This is a genomic window from Pseudomonas cimarronensis (assembly GCF_049331905.1).
In the GTDB taxonomy this organism is placed as follows: domain Bacteria; phylum Pseudomonadota; class Gammaproteobacteria; order Pseudomonadales; family Pseudomonadaceae; genus Aquipseudomonas.
In genome coordinates this window covers 519,731-537,708 of the sequence record NZ_CP186283.1, presented here as the reverse complement: position 1 = coordinate 537,708, position 17,978 = coordinate 519,731, and the positions used below count along the sequence as shown (strand labels likewise).

Genomic DNA, 17,978 nt, shown 5'->3' with positions numbered 1-17,978 from the left:
TGCTCAAAGCTTAGCAACGGCCGGCGTTTATGCGCCCGTTTGCTCAGCCATTTTCCAGGCCCAGACGCTTGGCCAGGCGGATCAGATTGGCGCGGTCGATACCCAGCTCGCGGGCGGATGCGGCCCATTTGTGTTGGTGGCGCTCGAGGGTCTGGCGGATCAGTTGTTTCTGGTAGGCGTCGACGGCTTCACGCAGCGGCATTGGAGGGTGTGGCTCTGCTGTGCGTTGAGTCGCAGGTGCTGCTGTGGGCTGGCTGCTCGGCAAATCCAGATGGGGACTGTCGATGCTGAGGATGCGTGGGCGTTCGCTGCAATCGGCCAAGGCCTTGAGCGCAGCGCGGCCGATCAGGTGTTCGAGTTCGCGCACGTTGCCCGGCCAGTTGTAGGTCAGCAGACTGGCTTGGGCGTCGGCGGTCAGGCGTAGGCTACGCAGGCCCAGGCGGGCGCGGTTTTCTTCGAGGAAGTAGCCGGCCAGCAGCAACACATCGCGGCCGCGTTCGCGCAGGGCCGGGACTTTCAGGGGATAGACGCTGAGGCGGTGATAGAGGTCGGCGCGAAAGCGCCCGGCGCGCACTTCTTCGGCCAGGTCGCGGTTGCTGGCGGCCAGCACGCGCACGTTGACCCGCTGTTCCTGGTCGGCACCCACCCGTTGCAGCTGGCCACTTTGCAGCACGCGCAGCAGCTTGGCTTGCGCGGCCAGCGGCAGCTCACCGATTTCATCGAGAAACAGGCTGCCGCCATCGGCCAGCTCGAACTTGCCGCGCCGCTCGTTGTGCGCGCCGGTAAAGGCCCCGCGCACGTGGCCGAACAGTTCGCTTTCCACCAGATTGTCGGGTAGCGCCGCGCAGTTGAGGCTGATCAGTGGTTTGGCCGCGCGCGGTGAGGCGGCGTGCAGGGCTTCGGCGACCAACTCCTTGCCGACCCCGGTTTCCCCGCTGATCAGCACGCTCAGCTCGCTGTTGCCGACCAGCGCGATCTCCGCTGCCAGGCGTTTGTGCACGGCGCTCTGGCCGATCAGTTCACGTGGGCGTTGCTGGCCGGCGGCCTGTTTGTAGGCTTCGGCCAGTTGGTGCTGATCCTCGGCGCGTTGCAGCAGCGCGTTGATCCGCTCGCTGGCCATCACGGTGGCGGCGGCCAGGCTGGCGAAGGCTTGCAGGTTGTCCAGATCGACCCGGCCGAAGCTCGCCGGATCCAGCGAGTCGAGGGTCAGCAGGCCCCAGGGCTGGTCCTGCACATACAGCGGACAGCCGAGACAGTCGTGCACGGGCAGGTGACCGCGATGGCCGTCGACCAGGCCGTCATAAGGGTCGGGCATCTCGCAGTCAGTGGCAAAGCGGGTTGGTCCACGTTGCGCCAATAGCGCCTGCAGGCGCGGGTGTTCGTCGAGCTTGAAGCGCCGGCCGAGGGTATCGGCGCTCAGGCCCTCCACGGCCAGCGGAATCAGCACATCGCCATCGAGCTTGAGCAGCGCTACGGCATCGCATGGCAGTAGCTGCCGCAGCGCCTGCAGCAGGCGGCGATAGCGCTCGGCTTCCGGCAGCTCGCGGGACAGGTCGGCGACTAGGGGAATCAGGGCGGTAAGCAGTGGATTTGCTGTCATAAGGACACGCTAGTTGTCATTAAGACTCGTAATGCTTGCTGTCATAAAGACACAAGTATTTATAAGTCTATGATTTATATATTAAAAATAATTGGCACGCTTCCTGTAGTAGTCAGGGTGATATGAACCGAAGCGCTGCGCAAGTGCAGCGTGTCGCCCTGACGAGGAAGCCCTATGTTGACCCCTGCCCAAAACGCCCTGATCAAAGCCACCGTGCCCCTGCTGGAAAGTGGCGGTGAGGCTTTGACCCGGCACTTCTACCAGATGATGCTCAGCGAGTACCCCGAGGTGCGCGCGCTGTTCAACCAGGCGCACCAGGCCAGCGGCGGGCAGCAGCGTGCGCTGGCCAATGCGGTGCTGATGTATGCCCGGCATATCGACCGGCTGGAGGCGTTGGGGCCTCTAGTAGGACAGATCGTTAACAAGCATGTGTCGCTGCAGATCCTGCCCGAGCATTACCCGATTGTTGGTCGTTGCCTGCTGCGGGCGATTCGTGAAGTGCTCGGTGAGGAGATCGCCACCGATGCGGTGATCGAAGCCTGGGCCGTGGCGTATGGGCAACTGGCGAACATCCTCATCGGTGCTGAAGAGGCGGCCTACAGCGCCAACGCCAATGCCGAGGGTGGTTGGCGCGGCGCGCGCAGTTTCCGCCTGAGCCGCAAGGTGCAGGAGAGCGAGGAGATCGTCTCGCTGTACCTGGTGCCGGCAGACGGCGGTGCGCTGGCGGCCTTCCAGCCGGGTCAGTACATCGGCCTGCGCCTGCTGCTGGACGGCGGCGAACAGCGGCGCAACTACTCGCTGTCGGCCCTGAGCAATGGCCGCGAGTACCGCATCAGCGTCAAACGTGAGGTGGGCGGCAAGGTCTCCAATTACCTGCATGACCAGCTGCAGGTCGGCGACAGCCTGGAGCTGTTCGCGCCGGCCGGGGATTTTGTTCTGCGTGAGTCGGTCAAGCCGCTGGTGCTGATCACCGCCGGCGTTGGCATCACCCCGGCACTGAGCATGCTGGAAGCGGCGCGCGACACGGGCCGCGATATCCACTTTATCCACTGCGCCCGGCATGCCGGGGTGCATGCCTTCCGTGACTGGGTGGAAGCGCAGCGCGCCGAGCGTCCGCAGCTGCGCCATTACGTGTGCTACAGCGAGCCGCGTGAGGGTGATGCGGGCGATGCCGAAGGCTTTCTCAGTTTGGAGCAGTTGGATCAATGGTTGCCCGAGCAGCGCGATCTGGATGCCTACTTCCTCGGCCCCAAGCCGTTTATGGCGCAGATCAAACGGCATCTGCACAGCCTCGGCGTACCGGCGGCGCAGAGCCATTACGAGTTCTTTGGTCCGGCCAGCGCGCTGGAAAGTTAATAACGCGGCCTAGGAGGTGATTATGTTGGCTTATCTATCCTGCCCTTTGCGGGTGCTGCAACTGGCGAACCGCATGTTGCTGGCCGGCGTGCTGCTGTTGCTCAGCGGATTGCTCGGTGCTTACGGCCTGGAGGCGCAGTTGAGCATGGGCAGCCTGGTCACGGCGCATTCGTTGACCATCATCGGCCCTGGCCTGCTCAAGCTCGGTTATGTGCTGCGCCTGGCCGCGCAGCAGCATCTACGTAAACAACAGGAGCCTTGCTGTGCAATTGCGTGATCGCCAGCAGGAGCTGGCCATTGCACCACTGTGGCGGCTGGGCTATCTGCCGGGTTGGCAGCCGGTGGGCGGGAGTTTGGTCTGGCACCGGCATGAGTTGCCGTTCGGTTTTGCCGTGGCGATCATCGCCGGCTTTCTGCTCACAGCCGTGCAGAACTGGACGGGGCGGCCGGGGCTGAGTGGCTGGCCACTGGCGGCGTTATTCGCGCTCTGGTTATTGGCGCGGCTGGGCTGGTTGCTCGGCGCGCCTTCGCCACTCTTGCTGGCGCTGCAACTGCCCTTTCTGCCACTGCTAGCGTTGCTGCTGGGCCGGCAGCTATGGGCGGTACGCCAGTGGCGCAACTACCCGCTGGTGGTTGTGCTGTTGTTGATGGCCGGCTGTGAGTGGTTGCTGTTGTATGGCCTGGCGTTGGGTGATGACGCCTTGCAGCGGCGCGGGGCCTTGGCCGGTTTGTGGTTGATCGCGGCGCTGGTAAGCATTATCGGCGGGCGGGTGATACCGTTCTTTACCCAGCGCGGCCTCAACCAGCTTGCGCCTGCTAGTCCAAGACCGCGTCTGGATCTGCTGGTGCTTGTACTGTCGCTCAGCCTGGCGCTGCTGTTTGCCTGTGGCCTGGCCATTCAACCGTCGATATGGATGTTGCCGCTGTTGCTGGCCCTGGCAGCACTACACGGTTTGCGTCTGTGGCACTGGTACAACGGCGGAATCTGACGCGTACCGCTACTGTGGTCATTGCACCTGGCCTATGTCTGGCTACCGCTGGCGTTACTGGCTCTGGCGGCCTGGCATATCGGCTGGCTGCCCAACGCCAGCCTGGCCTATCACGCCCTGGCGTTGGGTGGGGTCGGCGGGGTGATTCTGGCGATGCTCGCGCGGGTCAGTCTCGGTCATACCGGCCGGCCATTGCAGCCACCTGCGGTGATGGGCTGGGCGTTTGCTGCTGTGCACTTGGCGGCTATGGCGCGGGTGCTGCTGGTGCCGTTCGCCTCGGCTGCAGGGCTGGGGCTATCGAGCTTGCTGTGGATCGTGGCCTTTGCCCTGTTTGTGCGCCACTACGCGGTGATGTTCTGCACCGCGCGGGTGGATGGGCAGCCGGGTTAGTGCGTTCTACAGCACGCCCGCCTCACGCAGCGCGGTGATCTGCTCAGCGTTTAGCCCCAGGTGGCGAGTGAGCACCTGCTCGGTGTGTTCGCCGAGCAGCGGCGGTGCGTTGCGGTATTGCACTGGGGTTTCCGAGAGGCGCAGCGGACTGGCCACCTGCGGGGTCGTGCTGCCCAGGCTGTTGGGCAGGTCAAGGCGTAGGCCGCGTGCTTGCACTTGCGGGTCGGCAAATACCTGGGCCAGGTCATTGATCGGCCCGCACGGTACGCCGGCGGCTTCCAGCAGCGTCACCCATTCGGCGGTGGTTTTGAACACCGTGGCCTGGCGCAGCAGCGGAATCAGCTCGGCGCGATGGGCGACGCGTGCTTTGTTTGAAGAAAAACGCGGGTCGTCGGCCAAAGCCGTAAGGCCGGCAACCTCGCAAAGTTTGCGGAACTGCCCATCGTTACCCACGGCAATGATGAAGTTGCCGTCAGCCGAGGGGAAATCCTGGTAGGGCACGATATTCGGGTGGGCGTTGCCCAGGCGTTTGGGTGAGACGCCGGTGTTCAGATAATTCATTGCCTGGTTGGCCAGGCAGGCGACCTGCACGTCGAGCAGCGCCACATCGATGTGCTGACCGAGGCCGGATTGTTCGCGTTGGTTGAGTGCTGCGAGCACGCCGACCGTGGCGTACAGGCCGGTGAGAATATCGGTGAGGGCGACGCCAACTTTCACCGGGCCGGCACCCTCCTCGCCGTCGGGCTTGCCGGTCAGGCTCATCAGCCCGCCGAGGCCCTGGATCATAAAGTCATAACCGGCGCGCTTGGCGTAGGGTCCGTTTTGCCCGAAGCCGGTGATCGAGCAGTAGATCAGGCGCGGGTTGAGCGCCTTGAGGGATGCGTAATCGAGGCCGTAGGCCGCCAGGCCGCCGACCTTGAAGTTCTCCAGCAGCACGTCGCAGTTCTGCACCAGCTCGCGCACCAGGCGCTGACCTTCGGGCTGGGTGAAATCCAGGGTCACGGATTGCTTGTTGCGGTTGGCGCTCTGGAAATACGCCGCTTCGCGCGAGTCGTTGCCGTCTGCATCTTTCACATAGGGCGGGCCCCAGTGGCGGGTGTCGTCGCCGCTGCCGGGGCGCTCCACCTTGATCACCTCGGCCCCGAGGTCGCCAAGAATTTGCCCGGCCCAGGGCCCGGCGAGTACGCGGGATAAATCGAGTACGCGGATATGCGATAGGGCGCCGGGCATAAGAACCTCACGAACAAGTTCCCTTTCCCGCTTGCGGGATAGGGGTAGGGAGAGAGAGCAGAATCGCTGCCAACCGCTGCCCTCTCCCCCCTATCAATGAAAGAAAGGGGCGAGAGGAGAAAGCGTGCGGCGTAGGGCAGGCCTTAGAAGAACGCCTGCAAGCCGGTCTGCGCGCGGCCGAGGATCAGCGCGTGGACGTCGTGGGTGCCTTCATAGGTATTGACCACTTCCAGATTGACCAGGTGGCGGGCCACGCCGTACTCGTCACTGATGCCGTTACCGCCGAGCATGTCGCGGGCCATACGGGCGATGTCCAGGGCCTTGCCGCAGCTGTTGCGCTTCATCATCGAGGTGATTTCCACTGCGGCGGTGCCTTCGTCTTTCATCCGGCCCAGGCGCAGACAGCCTTGCAGGGCCATGGTGATCTCGGTCTGCATGTCGGCGAGTTTCTTCTGGATCAGCTGGGTTTGCGCCAGCGGGCGGCCGAACTGTTTGCGGTCGAGGGTGTACTGGCGCGCGGTGTGCCAGCAGAACTCGGCGGCACCCAGCGCGCCCCAGCTGATGCCGTAGCGGGCGGAGTTGAGGCAGGTGAACGGGCCTTTTAGGCCGCGCACATCGGGGAAGGCGTTTTCTTCAGGGCAGAACACGTTGTCCATAACGATTTCACCGGTGATCGACGCGCGCAGGCCAACCTTGCCGTGAATCGCCGGGGTGCTCAGGCCCTGCCAGCCTTTTTCCAGCACAAAGCCGCGGATTTCGCCGGCATCGTCCTTGGCCCAGACCACAAACACATCGGCGATCGGGCTGTTGGTGATCCACATCTTCGCGCCGGTCAGGCGGTAGCCGCCGTCGACCTTCTTCGCGCGGGTGATCATCGAGCCAGGGTCGGAGCCGTGATCTGGCTCGGTGAGGCCGAAGCAGCCGATATATTCGCCGCTGGCCAGTTTGGGCAGGTACTTCTGTTTGGTCGCTTCGTTGCCGAATTCATAGATCGGCACCATCACCAAGGAGGACTGCACGCTCATCATCGAGCGGTAGCCGGAATCGATGCGCTCGACTTCGCGGGCGATCAGGCCGTAACACACGTAGTTCAGGCCACTGCCGCCGTATTCGGCGGGAATGGTGGCGCCGAGCAGGCCGGTGTCGCCCATCTCGCGGAAGATTTTCGGGTCAGTCTGCTCATGGCGGAAGGCTTCCAGCACGCGCGGGGCCAGCTTGTCGGCGGCGAACTGCTGGGCGCTGTCACGCACCATGCGTTCTTCTTCGGTCAGTTGCTGGTCGAGCAGCAGCGGGTCGATCCAGTTAAAGCTTGCCTTGGCCATGCGGAAAACCTCGAATCAGGACAGTAAAGGTGCGGGGATAAACACCCGCGAAGCGTGGGATTGATCCTAGGCGGCTTGTGGCAGGCAGGCAAACGAGTAATGTGCACGCAATTGTGCGTATTGCTCACTTCGAGATAGGCTTATTCGGCATTTTTTACCGAATAAAGTGAGAGTGACGCACAGATGCGCCGCAAGATTCCCAGCACTGCCGCCCTTATCGCGTTCGAGTCCGCCGCTCGGCACCAGAGTTTTACCAAGGCGGCGCAGGAACTGAGCCTGACCCAGGGCGCGGTGTGCCGGCAGATTGCCGCGCTGGAGGCCTTCCTTAATATCGAGCTGTTCCGCCGTTCGCGGCGTGGGGTGCTGCTCACCGAAGCTGGACAGTCCTACGCGCGGCGAGTGGCCGGCCAGCTTGATGCGGTGGAGCGCGACACCCTGGCAGTGATGGGCCAGCAAGGCGCGATGAGTATCGAACTGGCGGTGGTGCCGACCTTCGGCACCCAGTGGCTGCTGCCTAGGTTGAAGGACTTTCAGCGTTTGCATCCGGAGATCACGGTCAACCTGACCAACCGCACCCGGCCCTTTCTATTCGCTGACACCGAGTTCGACGCGGCGGTGTACTTCGGCGATGGCGACTGGTCCGGTACCCAGGCGCATCTGCTGATGGGCGAAAACCCGATGCCAGTGTGCAGCCCTATGTTGCTAGGCGGCCAGGCGGCGCTGAGTGCCGAGCAGATCGCCAGCCTGCCGCTATTGCAGCAGACCACGCGGCCTTACGCCTGGCGCCAGTGGTTCAATGCCCAGGGGCTGAACACTGCGCGGGATATGGCCGGGCCGCGTTATGAGCTGTTTTCCATGCTGGCCCAGGCAGCCATGCATGAGATGGGCGTGGCGCTGATTCCGCCGTTTCTGATCCGCCGCGAGCTGGATGAGGGGCGGCTGGTGATTGCCGCGCCGCTGAGCCTGCCGACCGACAAGGCGTATTACCTGATGATCCCTGAGCGCAAGCTGGAATCGGCGGCGTTGTTGCTGCTGCGCGACTGGCTGGTACGCGAGGCCCATGCCTATACCCTGGCCCATGACCTGAAATAGACAACGCTCTGCCAGGTTGTTGACGAAAAAGGCCATCAACGCTTCGGCGGCAATTGGTCGGAAAAACCTTTACCTCGCGAGAAAGGCCGCCTAGAGTGCGCGCCGGACTAATGTTGACCCCGTAGTCAGCTATCTCGGTGGCTACACTTGTACACTCCACAGCGCGCCCAAAGTGTTGCATTTTTTGCACACAAAAACGTCTGTAGCCCTCTGGAACAGTGGCTCTACCGATTTATCGGGTGTATCGCCGTTGATCTGATGGCGCTGCATTTGCGTCAAGAATGTATAAACCCCACTTTGTATCGGTCGACTGGCTATAAGCCTTGCAGTGCAAGGCTTTACGGGTTTTTGCTGGTTACAAGGTCATGCAGTGACTTGTAGTTATCGCAAGGTTTTACTTCATAACGCCTTGAAGGCTATGGCCTTCGCCTGCAAAATGCCGCGCCCCGCCTGTGACAGTACTGTTTGCCGGTGGGATTGTGCTGATCCTCCCCATTGCCCGCGTGCCACCCGCAGTGCGCCGGTTCACTAAAAAGATCACGCAGGAGAATTGAAGTGCACATCGGTGTTCCTCTCGAAACCCATGCTGGTGAGACGCGCGTTGCCGCAACTCCCGAAACCATCAAGAAGCTGATCGGCCAGGGCCATCAGGTGACTGTACAGACCGGTGCTGGCGTGAGCGCGAGCATTCCGGACAGCGCCTATGAAGCTGTTGGCGCGGCTATCGGTAACGATGCTGCTGCCTTTGGTGCCGATCTGGTGCTGAAAGTGGTCGCGCCGACCGACGCCGAACTGGCGCACATGAAGACCGGCGCGGTGCTGGTTGGCATGCTCAACCCGTTCAGCAATGAAACCATCGCGCGCATGAATGCCCGCGGCATCACCGCCTTTGCCCTGGAAGCTGCGCCACGCACCTCGCGCGCCCAGAGCCTGGACGTGCTGAGCTCGCAGGCCAACATCGCCGGCTATAAAGCCGTGATGCTGGCAGCCAACCACTATCCGCGCTTTATGCCGATGCTGATGACCGCTGCCGGTACCGTGAAAGCGGCCCGCGTGCTGATTCTCGGTGCCGGTGTGGCGGGTCTGCAGGCCATCGCCACGGCCAAGCGTCTGGGTGCGGTGATCGAGGCTTCGGACGTGCGTCCGGCGGTGAAGGAGCAGATCGAGTCGCTCGGCGCCAAGTTCGTCGACGTGCCGTTCGAGACCGATGAAGAGCGTGAGTGCGCCCAGGGCGTGGGTGGTTATGCCCGTCCGATGCCCGCGTCGTGGATGGAGCGTCAGGCCAAGGCAGTGCATGAACGCGCCAAGCAGGCTGACATCGTCATCACCACTGCACTGATCCCGGGCCGCAAGGCACCGACCCTGCTGCATGAAGCCACTGTGGCGGAAATGAAGCCCGGTTCGGTGATCATCGACCTCGCTGCAGCGCAAGGCGGCAACTGCCCGCTGACCGAAGCCGAGCAGGTGGTGGTCAAGCATGGCGTGACCATCGTCGGCCACAGCAACCTGGCGGCCATGGTGCCGGCGGATGCTTCGGCGCTGTACGCACGCAACCTGCTGGACTTCCTCAAGCTGGTCATCGACGGCGAAGGCAAGTTCCACCTCAACCTTGAAGACGACATCGTCGCCGCGTGCCTGATGTGCCGCGATGGCAACGTCGTGCGCACTAACGGCTAAGGGGAGCACCGCTCATGGATATGATTTCTGACGGCATCTACAACCTGATCATCTTCGTGCTGGCCATCTATGTGGGCTACCACGTGGTATGGAACGTCACCCCGGCCCTGCACACCCCGCTGATGGCGGTAACCAACGCGATTTCCGCGATCGTTATCGTCGGCGCCATGCTGGCGGCTGCGCTGACCGTGACCCCGCTGGGCAAGGCCATGGGCACCCTGGCTGTGGCACTGGCTGCGGTTAACGTGTTTGGTGGTTTCCTGGTAACCCGGCGCATGCTGGAAATGTTCAAGAAGAAAGCGCCTAAGGCGCAGGTGGAGAAGCACTGATGAGCATGAATCTGATCACTGTTCTCTACCTCGTCGCCTCGGTCTGCTTTATCCAGGCGCTCAAGGGCCTGTCGCACCCGACTACCTCGCGTCGCGGCAACCTGTTCGGCATGATCGGTATGGGCATTGCGGTGCTCACCACCGTTGGCCTGATCTACAAGCTGGGCGCTGAACTCGCTACCCAGGGCATCGGTTACGTCATCGTCGGCCTGCTGGTCGGTGGCACCGCCGGCTCGATCATGGCCAAGCGCGTTGAAATGACCAAGATGCCGGAACTGGTCGCCTTCATGCACAGCATGATCGGTCTGGCTGCCGTGTTCATTGCCATTGCTGCTGTGGTTGAGCCGCAATCGCTGGGCATCGTGGCTGCACTGGGCGACGCCATTCCGGTGGCCAACCGCGTTGAGCTGTTCCTCGGCTCGGCTATCGGTGCCATCACCTTCTCCGGTTCGGTTATCGCCTTCGGCAAGCTGTCGGGCAAGTACAAGTTCCGCCTGTTCCAGGGCGCACCTGTACAGTTCAAGGGTCAGCACATGCTGAACCTGGTATTTGGTCTGGCCATCGTGGGTCTGGGCATCTACTACAGCATCACTGGCGACGTGCGTGCCTTTGCCGCGCTGACCGTGCTGGCGTTCATCATCGGCGTGCTGATCATCATCCCGATTGGTGGTGCGGACATGCCCGTGGTGGTGTCGATGCTCAACAGCTACTCGGGCTGGGCGGCGGCCGGTATCGGCTTCTCGCTGAACAACTCGATGCTGATCATCGCCGGTTCGCTGGTGGGTTCGAGCGGTGCGATCCTCTCATACATCATGTGTAAAGCGATGAACCGTTCGTTCTTCAACGTGATCCTTGGCGGCTTCGGTGGCGATACCGATGCAGCTGGCCCAGCCGGTGCTCAGGAAGCGCGCCCGGTGAGGTCCGGTTCGAGCGACGACGCCGCGTTCCTGCTGACCAACGCCGACACTGTGATCATCGTTCCGGGTTACGGCCTGGCGGTGGCCCGTGCGCAGCACGCGCTGATGGAGCTGGCCGAGAAGCTGACCCACCGTGGCGTGACCGTGAAGTACGCGATTCACCCGGTTGCCGGCCGTATGCCTGGCCACATGAACGTGCTGCTGGCCGAGGCTGAAGTGCCTTACGAGCAGGTGTTCGAGATGGAAGACATCAACTCCGAGTTCGGCCAGGCCGACGTGGTGCTGGTGCTCGGCGCCAACGACGTGGTCAACCCGGCGGCGAAGACCGATCCGAAGTCGCCGATCGCCGGCATGCCGATCCTGGACGCCTACAAGGCCAAAACCGTGATCGTCAACAAGCGTTCGATGGCCAGCGGTTACGCCGGCCTGGACAACGAACTGTTCTACATGGACAAGACCATGATGGTCTTCGGCGACGCCAAGAAAGTCATCGAAGATATGGTTAAAGCAGTCGACTAACCCTCGCTGCTGCGTTGTAGAAAAAGCCCGGCTCGCTAGCCGGGCTTTTTTCTGTCTGCTCGATCAGGAAAGTGTTTTTTCCAGAGGAAAATCTGAAAAACAGGTCAGCTGTCACATAAGTGCAATCCACAACTGTACCTGTTTGTATTCACTGCAATTAAGGCTGTTGAACAGGTTTTTTATCTGCCTATCGACATTTTTTAGGCTAAAGCACTTATGACCCGTACAGTTGAATGCAAAACAGACCAAACAGTTACAAAGCAAACTATCTATTAGAGCTGCAATTTCATTCAGCTGTGGCTACTGCGCTGTTGGCTCAACAGCAATAATTTTCCCATCGCAACACACCACTGACCCGCCACAAGCGGAAGGATGATCACCATGGAACGTACCCTCAGTTCCGACCTGTTTTTCGACCATAGCCAAGCCACCGGCTCCAGCGCTCTGCCGCTGCGTATCTTCACCACTGTTCTGCAATGGCAGCGCCGCGTTGTTAGCCGCCGCCAGCTTGCTCGCCTTGACGCCCGCCTGCTTGCCGACGCCGGCATCAGCGAAGCACAGCGTCATGCCGAACTGAGCAAGCCCTTCTGGCGTTAAGCGTCACCCAGCACCGATTTCTGCTCCTCCCTTAATGGGATTTTTGAAAGCTCCAGCGCCCTGCGTGTTGGGGCTTTCTTTTTATCTGCCGGTGTTTAATTCCGGCGACAGGCCGCGGCCTGTAACAGTCTGTCGAGCTTGCAGCCAGTACAGTTTTGTTAGAGCCTGAACTGCACCATAACAATGCCGCGACGCTGTCTCTGCCTGCTTTATCCGGCGACGCGCACCATAGGCTGCCCACTCCCGTCTCTGACAAGGAAATGCGCCATGGAACGTACGCTTAAACGCCAACCGTCCTCGACCCTACAAGTGACTCGCCCATTCTGGTTGCGCGCCTACGCTGCGCTGTGCCGCTGGCAGCGTAACCAGCGCACGCGCAAGCAACTGGCTCGCCTGGACAGCCGCCAGCTGGCCGATGCCGGAATCAGCGAAGCCCAGCGGCAGAACGAGTTGGCCAAACCCTTCTGGCGTTAAGTGCAGGCAACCAACTGGCCAGGCTGGGGTCTACACTCAACCCAGCCTGTCTGTTGGGATTTTCCAGGAGGTTGTACATGAACATGATCCGCACACTCAGCCTGGCCACGCTACTGGCGGTGGCCGGTAGCGCTAGCGCCACCAGCTTTGTGGTCACCACCGATGCTGTTGTCGGCTCGCTCGGTGCCACTTCGGAAGCCTCGTCGAGAGTGTCCTCGTCGTTCAGCGATGACAAAGTGGTATTGGCCGCCCGTGATGACGCCGCCGCTTTTGTGGCCAGCCAGGGCAGCATCCGTGGCGTGCAACTGGAAGCTGCGTTGCAGCATATGCGTCAGCAGGCCCCAGGGTTGCCGGACGATGACATGCAACTGGCGAGCGCCATACTCAGCCTGTGACCGATACGGTGTGTGCCTGAACGGCGGCATGGAACTGCGCGTTAGAATGCCCGTCCAAGGCAACCCGTCATGGGTTGATGGCTGATTCTGGAGATTCCTATGCACCCTGTCTTGCTCAGTGCCGTAGCCGCCGTTGCCCTGCTTAGTGCGACGGCCCAGGCACAAACCCTGGTTGCGACCAGCAATATCATCGTGCGTGCGCTGGATCGCACCCTCGATTTCACCTCGGACACCACCACGTCCATCCGCGATATGAAAGTGGTGCGTGCTGCCCGCGATGACGCTGCCAGCTTTGTCGCCAGCGCCGGCAAGATCCGTGGTGCGCAGCTGGAAGCCGCTATCAGCATCCTGCGCAGTCAAGTGCCTGAGGCGCAGGGCGCTTCCGATCTGGTATTGGCTGAAGCCATTCTCGCCCTGTGAGTCGGCCACGGGCCTGGCTGCTGATGCTGACGTTACTGGCCAGCAGCTGTAGCCAGGCAGAACTGCGCCTGCAGTTGCACGGCGAAGGGCTCAGCCCTGGTGAGCAACAGGCCAGTCAGCAGCTGCTGCAGGAAGCGCTACAGGCCCTGCCACCGCAGTTCAGGCAACAGCTTGATCGGCGTGTCAGCGTGCGTTGGGGCGAGCTGCCGGCCGAGGTTTATGGGCGTGCTGGACGTTTCAGCGGGATCGAGTTGAATGCCGCGTTGCTGCCAGCCTTGAGCGATGGCAGCAGCGTCACTACGCTGACGTCACGTCCTCATGGCTCTGAGCGCCGCGAACTGCTGGCCACCGTGCTGCACGAACTCACTCACCTGTATGACCGTGCCCAGCTCTGGCCGCAGGCCGAGCGGCAGCTGCAACGCCAGTGCCGTCAGCGCGAGCAGAGCCTGGGTGCCGTTGGCCTACCGGATGATTGTCGTGGGCAGACGGCGCGGCGCTTTACCCTGAGTGATGATCCATTGCTGCTCGACCTGGCCGGCTGGCCGCAGCAGGTCGGTCGGCGTGGCGCGCGCGAGCCGGACAATCATCAGGTGGCGCGCAGTCCGGACAGCTACGAGCTGAGTAATCCGCGCGAGTTTCTCGCGGTGAATATGGAGTACTTCCTTCTCGACCCCAGCTACGCCTGCCGGCGGCCCCTGCTGGCGCGCTACCTGAGTGCGCATTTCGCCTGGACGCCGACTAATCAGCAACCTTGCGCCGAAGGCCTGGCCTACCTGAATGCCGGACGCGATTTTGCCCGCCAGCCACTGGGTCGCATCGATCCGCAGCGGGTCTATCAGGTGGATTACCTGCTGGCCGAGGCCAACAACGAGCTGGCCAGCCGCTGGGGCCATAGCATGCTGCGGCTGGTGATCTGTGCTCCCGGTCGGCCACTGGGGCCGGATTGCCGGCTGGACCTGCAAGAGCACCTGGTGCTCTCTTACCGCGCCTTTGTCGGCGACGTGCAGCTATCGAGTTGGGATGGCCTGACCGGTGTGTATCCGTCGCGATTGTTCGTCTTGCCACTGGAGCAGGTGATCGAGGAGTACACCAAGGTCGAGCTGCGCAGCCTGGCGTCGGTGCCGCTCAAACTGGACCGCCCGCAGCTGGAGCAACTGGTGACCCGCGCCGCCGAACAGCACTGGAGCTATGACGGCGATTACTGGTTTCTCTCCAACAACTGCGCGGTGGAAACCCTCAAGCTGCTGCGCAGTGGCACTCAGCACCCGCGTTTGCAGGCGCTCGACAGCATCATGCCCAACGGCCTGCTCGACACCCTGGTGGCCCGTGACCTGGCTGATCGCACGGTGCTGGCTGATGATGCCGAGGCGCTGCGCCTGGGCTATCGCTTCGACTCCTTCCGTGAGCGTTACCAGGCCATGTTTAGCGTGCTGCAAGCGCAGCTACCGATCGAACAGACTCAAGTCGAGGACTGGCTGGGCTTACCGGCGGAGCAGCGTCAGCCCTGGTTTGCTCGCGCCGATCTGCGTACCAGTGCGGCTCTGCTGCTGCTCGAACAGGCGGCGCTGCGCCGGCAACTGCTATTGGCTCAGGATGAGTTAAAACGCCGCTACCTGAGGGGGCGTGAGGGTGTTGATCCGACGGTGAACAAAGCCGGTGGCGCGTTGCAGCAGATTCTCGCCAACAGCGGCTTTCTCAGCCGCCCGGCGGAATTGCTCGAAGGCGGCTACGGTCTGCCGCAGCGCGCTGAATGGCAACGTCTGGAAAGCGAAAGCCAGGCACGGCAGCAGCAACTGCGCCAGCTCAGTGACGACCTCGATCAGGAAGTACGTCGCCTGCTGGAGCCGGCGCGCCTGGCCCAATTGCAGGCCATTGAAGCCAACCTGACGCAACTCGGCGAACACCTGCGCGCACTGCATAAGGCGGGTGGCGGCTTGATATTGCCGTAGCCTGGATTGCATTCGGGCTAAGCAGAGCATGAAGCCTGCACTTTCTACGGGATATGCTCCTGCTGTTCTTGCGGCAAATGCTCGTCCAGGTGCAGCCAGGGCAGGCGGCTCTGCACCCAGATATGCCGATCCGCCGGGGCCAATGCGGGCTCATCAAGGGTGGCGATGGTGATATCCAGGCTGTCCGGGCTGAGGCGGGTGAACAGCGTCAACTGCGCGCCGCAGGTTGGGCAGAAGCTGCGTGTGCACGTGGCTGACGAGGCATATTCGCGGGGTGCGCCGGCCAGCCAGCGAAAGCTCGTCAGCGGCACACTGATCCAGGTGGTGACGATGCCGCCGCTGCTGCGCCGACAAGTCGAGCAATGGCAGTGGGCGATGTCCTGCAACGGTGCGGTGAATTCATAGCGCAAGCCTCCGCACAGGCAGCCGCCCTGATGGTTTTCGCTCATTGGCTTTGCTCGACGAGATGGTCAGGTAAAACAGCCTAATACCAGTATCGAACTTGCGTCACCTTACGCGGCTGACCAAGATGGGCGCTTGCTGTTATTGGGGGTTGTCGTGATCGAACTGCTGCTGGCCTTGTGGCCATTGTTTGCCCTGATCGTTGCGGGTTATTGCCTGCGTCGCTGGGCGTTCCCCAATGAGGCGTTCTGGCCAGGGGCCGAGCGGCTTAATTATTTTGTGCTGTTCCCGGCGCTGCTGTTCAGCAGCCTGGCTACTGCGCCGCTGGATAACCCGGCATTGCCGCGCCTGGGGCTGGCCGTTCTACTGGCGCTGGGTATCGCCTGGCTGGCGCTGTTGCTGGTGCGCCGGGTGCGCGGTTGGCCAGCGGGGCGTTTTGGTGCCTTCAGCCAGGGCATTCTGCGTTTCAACACCTACCTCGGGCTGGCGGCGGTGGGCAGCCTGTTCGGCCAGGACGGTCTGACCCTCGCGGCCATCATGCTCGCCCTGATGGTGCCGACGGTGAATGTGCTGTCCGTCTGGTCGCTCACCGCCGAGCGTGGCGTTAGCGCGCGCAGTTTGTTGCTGCCGATCCTGAAGAATCCACTGATCCTCGCCTGCCTGGGCGGCGCATTGGTCAACCTCAGTGGCCTTGGCCTGCCGGGCGGCAGTGATCGTTTGCTCAGTCTGCTCGCCGCCGCCAGCCTGCCGTTGGGTCTGCTCTGTGTCGGTGCTGCACTGAAACCTGAGCAGTTGAGTGGTGAGATTCCCGCCCTGGGGTGGAACAGCCTGCTGCGTCTACTGGGCATGCCGATGCTGGCTTGGGCGGTGGCCTATGGTCTGCACCTGCCGGCGATGGAGAGCACCGTATTGGTGCTGTTCTTTGCTCTGCCAACTGCACCGACGGCCTATGTCTTGACCTGGCAGTTGGGCGGCGACAGCCAGCTGATGGCCGGCATCATCACCCTGCAAACCCTGCTGGCGGCGGTCAGTTTGCCGCTGTTGCTGCTGGTGGCTGGCTGACTCATATCCCGGGAAAGGTCGGGCGGACGGTCGGTGCTTGGTGATACATACAAATTACTGTATTTATGTACAGTAATTTATGGAGCCAGCCCATGTCCATTTCTCTGCCGCCGCGCGGTCGCGGTACTGCCAGTAATCCGCATAACCGTTTTGCGCCACAGCGCATTATCGCCACTGACGATGGCTGGTTGCAGGAGGTGCCGCCCAGCCGGGCGACCGAGGTGCGCTGCGAAACCGCGAAAAGCATCATCACCCGCAATCAGTCGCCCGACCTGCCCTTTGACCGTTCCCTGAATCCCTACCGCGGCTGTGAACATGGCTGCATATATTGCTACGCCAGGCCCAGTCACGCTTATTGGGATCTGTCGCCAGGGCTGGATTTCGAAACCAAGCTGATCGCCAAGACCAATGCCGTGGCCCTGCTCGAACAACAGCTGAGCAAGCCCGGCTATGTCTGCGCGCCTATCAACTTGGGCTCCAACACCGATCCTTATCAACCGATCGAGCGCCAGCACCTGCTGACCCGCAACAGCCTCAAGGTGCTGCTCGACTATCGTCATCCGGTGACTATCGTCACCAAGGGTTCGCTGATCCTGCGTGACCTTGACTTGCTCACTGAGCTGGCGCGGCAGCGTCTGGTGGCGGTGATGATCAGCCTGACCACCCTGGACGACGAACTCAAACGCATCCTTGAACCGCGCGCCGCTGCGCCGGCGGCACGTCTGCGGGCAATTCGCGTGCTGCGTGATAACCGTATTCCGGTCGGCGTGCTGTGCTCGCCGATGATTCCGATGATCAATGACATGGAGCTGGAGCATCTGCTGGCCGCAGCCAAGGAGGCCGGAGCGCAGAGTGCCAACTACATGCTGCTGCGCCTGCCGCGCGAAGTGGCGCCACTGTTCGAGGAGTGGTTGCAGGCGCACTACCCGCAGCGCGCCGAGCATGTGCTTAGCCTGATCCGTCAGAGCCGAGGCGGTGCGCTGTATGACAGCCGTTTCGGTGAGCGCTTTCGCGGTGAAGGGGCGTTTGCCGAACTGCTCGCGCAACGTTTTGCCCTGGCCAGCAAACGTCTGGGCCTGACTCGACGTGAGGGGTTCAACCTCGATTGCACGCGCTTCTGCCCTCCAGGTGGTCAACTGGCATTGCTTTAGCAGGCATGCAAGGTTGCTGTTGGCGGCTGCGCCAGTGACACTTGGCATGTGACTTGCCAGCGGGCTTGGCTGTCGCTTTAGCAGGTTTTTTTCAGGTTCAGAGGTCG

17 protein-coding genes and 1 pseudogene are annotated in these 17,978 nt (G+C 62.1%); 14 read left to right on the top strand and 4 right to left on the bottom strand.

What is annotated here, in order from left to right; translation table 11 throughout:
* Positions 1-43: 43 nt before the first annotated feature.
* Complete coding sequence (gene norR, locus ACOCLD_RS02560) at positions 44-1,600, bottom strand: nitric oxide reductase transcriptional regulator NorR (RefSeq protein ID WP_422910731.1); 1,557 nt, start codon at positions 1,598-1,600, stop codon at positions 44-46.
* Between the two features lie 174 nt (positions 1,601-1,774).
* On the opposite strand from norR, the gene hmpA reads away from it, so the two are divergent.
* The 3 genes and pseudogenes from hmpA to ACOCLD_RS02545 all read left to right on the top strand — a co-directional run bounded on the left by hmpA (position 1,775) and on the right by ACOCLD_RS02545 (position 4,335).
* On the top strand, positions 1,775-2,956 hold the full coding sequence (gene hmpA / locus ACOCLD_RS02555) for an NO-inducible flavohemoprotein (protein ID WP_422910730.1): 1,182 nt from the start codon (positions 1,775-1,777) through the stop codon (positions 2,954-2,956).
* A gap of 22 nt (positions 2,957-2,978) precedes the next feature.
* Positions 2,979-3,233 carry a transmembrane sensor/regulator PpyR gene (locus ACOCLD_RS02550; protein ID WP_311089972.1) on the top strand — a complete coding sequence of 85 codons (255 nt, stop codon included), beginning with the start codon at positions 2,979-2,981 and terminating at the stop codon, positions 3,231-3,233.
* A pseudogene (locus tag ACOCLD_RS02545) lies at positions 3,220-4,335 on the top strand (NnrS family protein). The gene ACOCLD_RS02550 and the pseudogene ACOCLD_RS02545 overlap by 14 nt, the downstream one beginning before the upstream one ends.
* A 6-nt stretch (positions 4,336-4,341) precedes the next feature.
* Here the strand turns inward: ACOCLD_RS02545 and ACOCLD_RS02540 are convergent.
* Both ACOCLD_RS02540 and ACOCLD_RS02535 read right to left on the bottom strand, forming a co-directional pair.
* The gene (locus ACOCLD_RS02540; RefSeq protein WP_422910729.1) at positions 4,342-5,565 is read right to left on the bottom strand and encodes a CaiB/BaiF CoA transferase family protein; all 1,224 of its coding nucleotides are present in this window, start codon (positions 5,563-5,565) and stop codon (positions 4,342-4,344) included.
* Between the two features lie 143 nt (positions 5,566-5,708).
* Entirely contained in the window at positions 5,709-6,887 is a 1,179-nt protein-coding gene (locus ACOCLD_RS02535) for an acyl-CoA dehydrogenase (protein ID WP_257776320.1), read from the bottom strand.
* Between the two features lie 183 nt (positions 6,888-7,070).
* On the opposite strand from ACOCLD_RS02535, the gene ACOCLD_RS02530 reads away from it, so the two are divergent.
* The 9 genes from ACOCLD_RS02530 to ACOCLD_RS02490 all read left to right on the top strand — a co-directional run bounded on the left by ACOCLD_RS02530 (position 7,071) and on the right by ACOCLD_RS02490 (position 15,256).
* Positions 7,071-7,979 (top strand): LysR family transcriptional regulator, encoded by a 909-nt coding sequence (locus ACOCLD_RS02530; RefSeq protein ID WP_422910728.1) that lies wholly within the window; start codon positions 7,071-7,073, stop codon positions 7,977-7,979.
* 555 nt (positions 7,980-8,534) lie between these two features.
* Positions 8,535-9,656 (top strand): Re/Si-specific NAD(P)(+) transhydrogenase subunit alpha, encoded by a 1,122-nt coding sequence (locus tag ACOCLD_RS02525; protein ID WP_257776318.1) that lies wholly within the window; start codon positions 8,535-8,537, stop codon positions 9,654-9,656.
* A 14-nt stretch (positions 9,657-9,670) separates the two neighbouring features.
* Entirely contained in the window at positions 9,671-9,985 is a 315-nt protein-coding gene (locus tag ACOCLD_RS02520; RefSeq protein WP_257776317.1) for an NAD(P) transhydrogenase subunit alpha, read from the top strand.
* Positions 9,985-11,421 (top strand): NAD(P)(+) transhydrogenase (Re/Si-specific) subunit beta, encoded by a 1,437-nt coding sequence (locus tag ACOCLD_RS02515; RefSeq protein WP_422910727.1) that lies wholly within the window; start codon positions 9,985-9,987, stop codon positions 11,419-11,421. Before ACOCLD_RS02520 ends, ACOCLD_RS02515 begins: the two co-directional genes overlap by 1 nt.
* 381 nt (positions 11,422-11,802) lie before the next feature.
* A complete protein-coding gene (locus ACOCLD_RS02510; RefSeq protein ID WP_257776315.1) occupies positions 11,803-12,018 on the top strand; it encodes a DUF1127 domain-containing protein in 216 nt (71 codons plus the stop codon).
* Between the two features lie 267 nt (positions 12,019-12,285).
* Positions 12,286-12,492: a DUF1127 domain-containing protein gene (locus tag ACOCLD_RS02505; protein WP_422910726.1), complete on the top strand. Its 207-nt coding sequence runs from the start codon at positions 12,286-12,288 to the stop codon at positions 12,490-12,492.
* 77 nt (positions 12,493-12,569) lie between these two features.
* Entirely contained in the window at positions 12,570-12,887 is a 318-nt protein-coding gene (locus tag ACOCLD_RS02500) for a DUF2388 domain-containing protein (protein ID WP_257776313.1), read from the top strand.
* 99 nt (positions 12,888-12,986) lie between these two features.
* The gene (locus ACOCLD_RS02495) at positions 12,987-13,307 is read left to right on the top strand and encodes a DUF2388 domain-containing protein (protein WP_422910725.1); all 321 of its coding nucleotides are present in this window, start codon (positions 12,987-12,989) and stop codon (positions 13,305-13,307) included.
* A 23-nt stretch (positions 13,308-13,330) separates the two neighbouring features.
* Positions 13,331-15,256, top strand: coding sequence for a DUF4105 domain-containing protein (locus ACOCLD_RS02490; RefSeq protein ID WP_422910724.1), 1,926 nt, complete (start codon positions 13,331-13,333; stop codon positions 15,254-15,256).
* Positions 15,257-15,300: 44 nt separating this feature from the next.
* Here the strand turns inward: ACOCLD_RS02490 and ACOCLD_RS02485 are convergent, their stop codons facing one another.
* Positions 15,301-15,705, bottom strand: a complete 405-nt coding sequence (locus ACOCLD_RS02485; RefSeq protein ID WP_422910723.1) for a GFA family protein — start codon at positions 15,703-15,705, stop codon at positions 15,301-15,303.
* Positions 15,706-15,793: 88 nt separating this feature from the next.
* On the opposite strand from ACOCLD_RS02485, the gene ACOCLD_RS02480 reads away from it, so the two are divergent.
* Positions 15,794-16,720 carry an AEC family transporter gene (locus ACOCLD_RS02480; protein ID WP_422910722.1) on the top strand — a complete coding sequence of 309 codons (927 nt, stop codon included), beginning with the start codon at positions 15,794-15,796 and terminating at the stop codon, positions 16,718-16,720.
* 92 nt (positions 16,721-16,812) lie between these two features.
* Entirely contained in the window at positions 16,813-17,871 is a 1,059-nt protein-coding gene (locus tag ACOCLD_RS02475; RefSeq protein WP_422910721.1) for a PA0069 family radical SAM protein, read from the top strand.
* Positions 17,872-17,978: the final 107 nt, after the last annotated feature.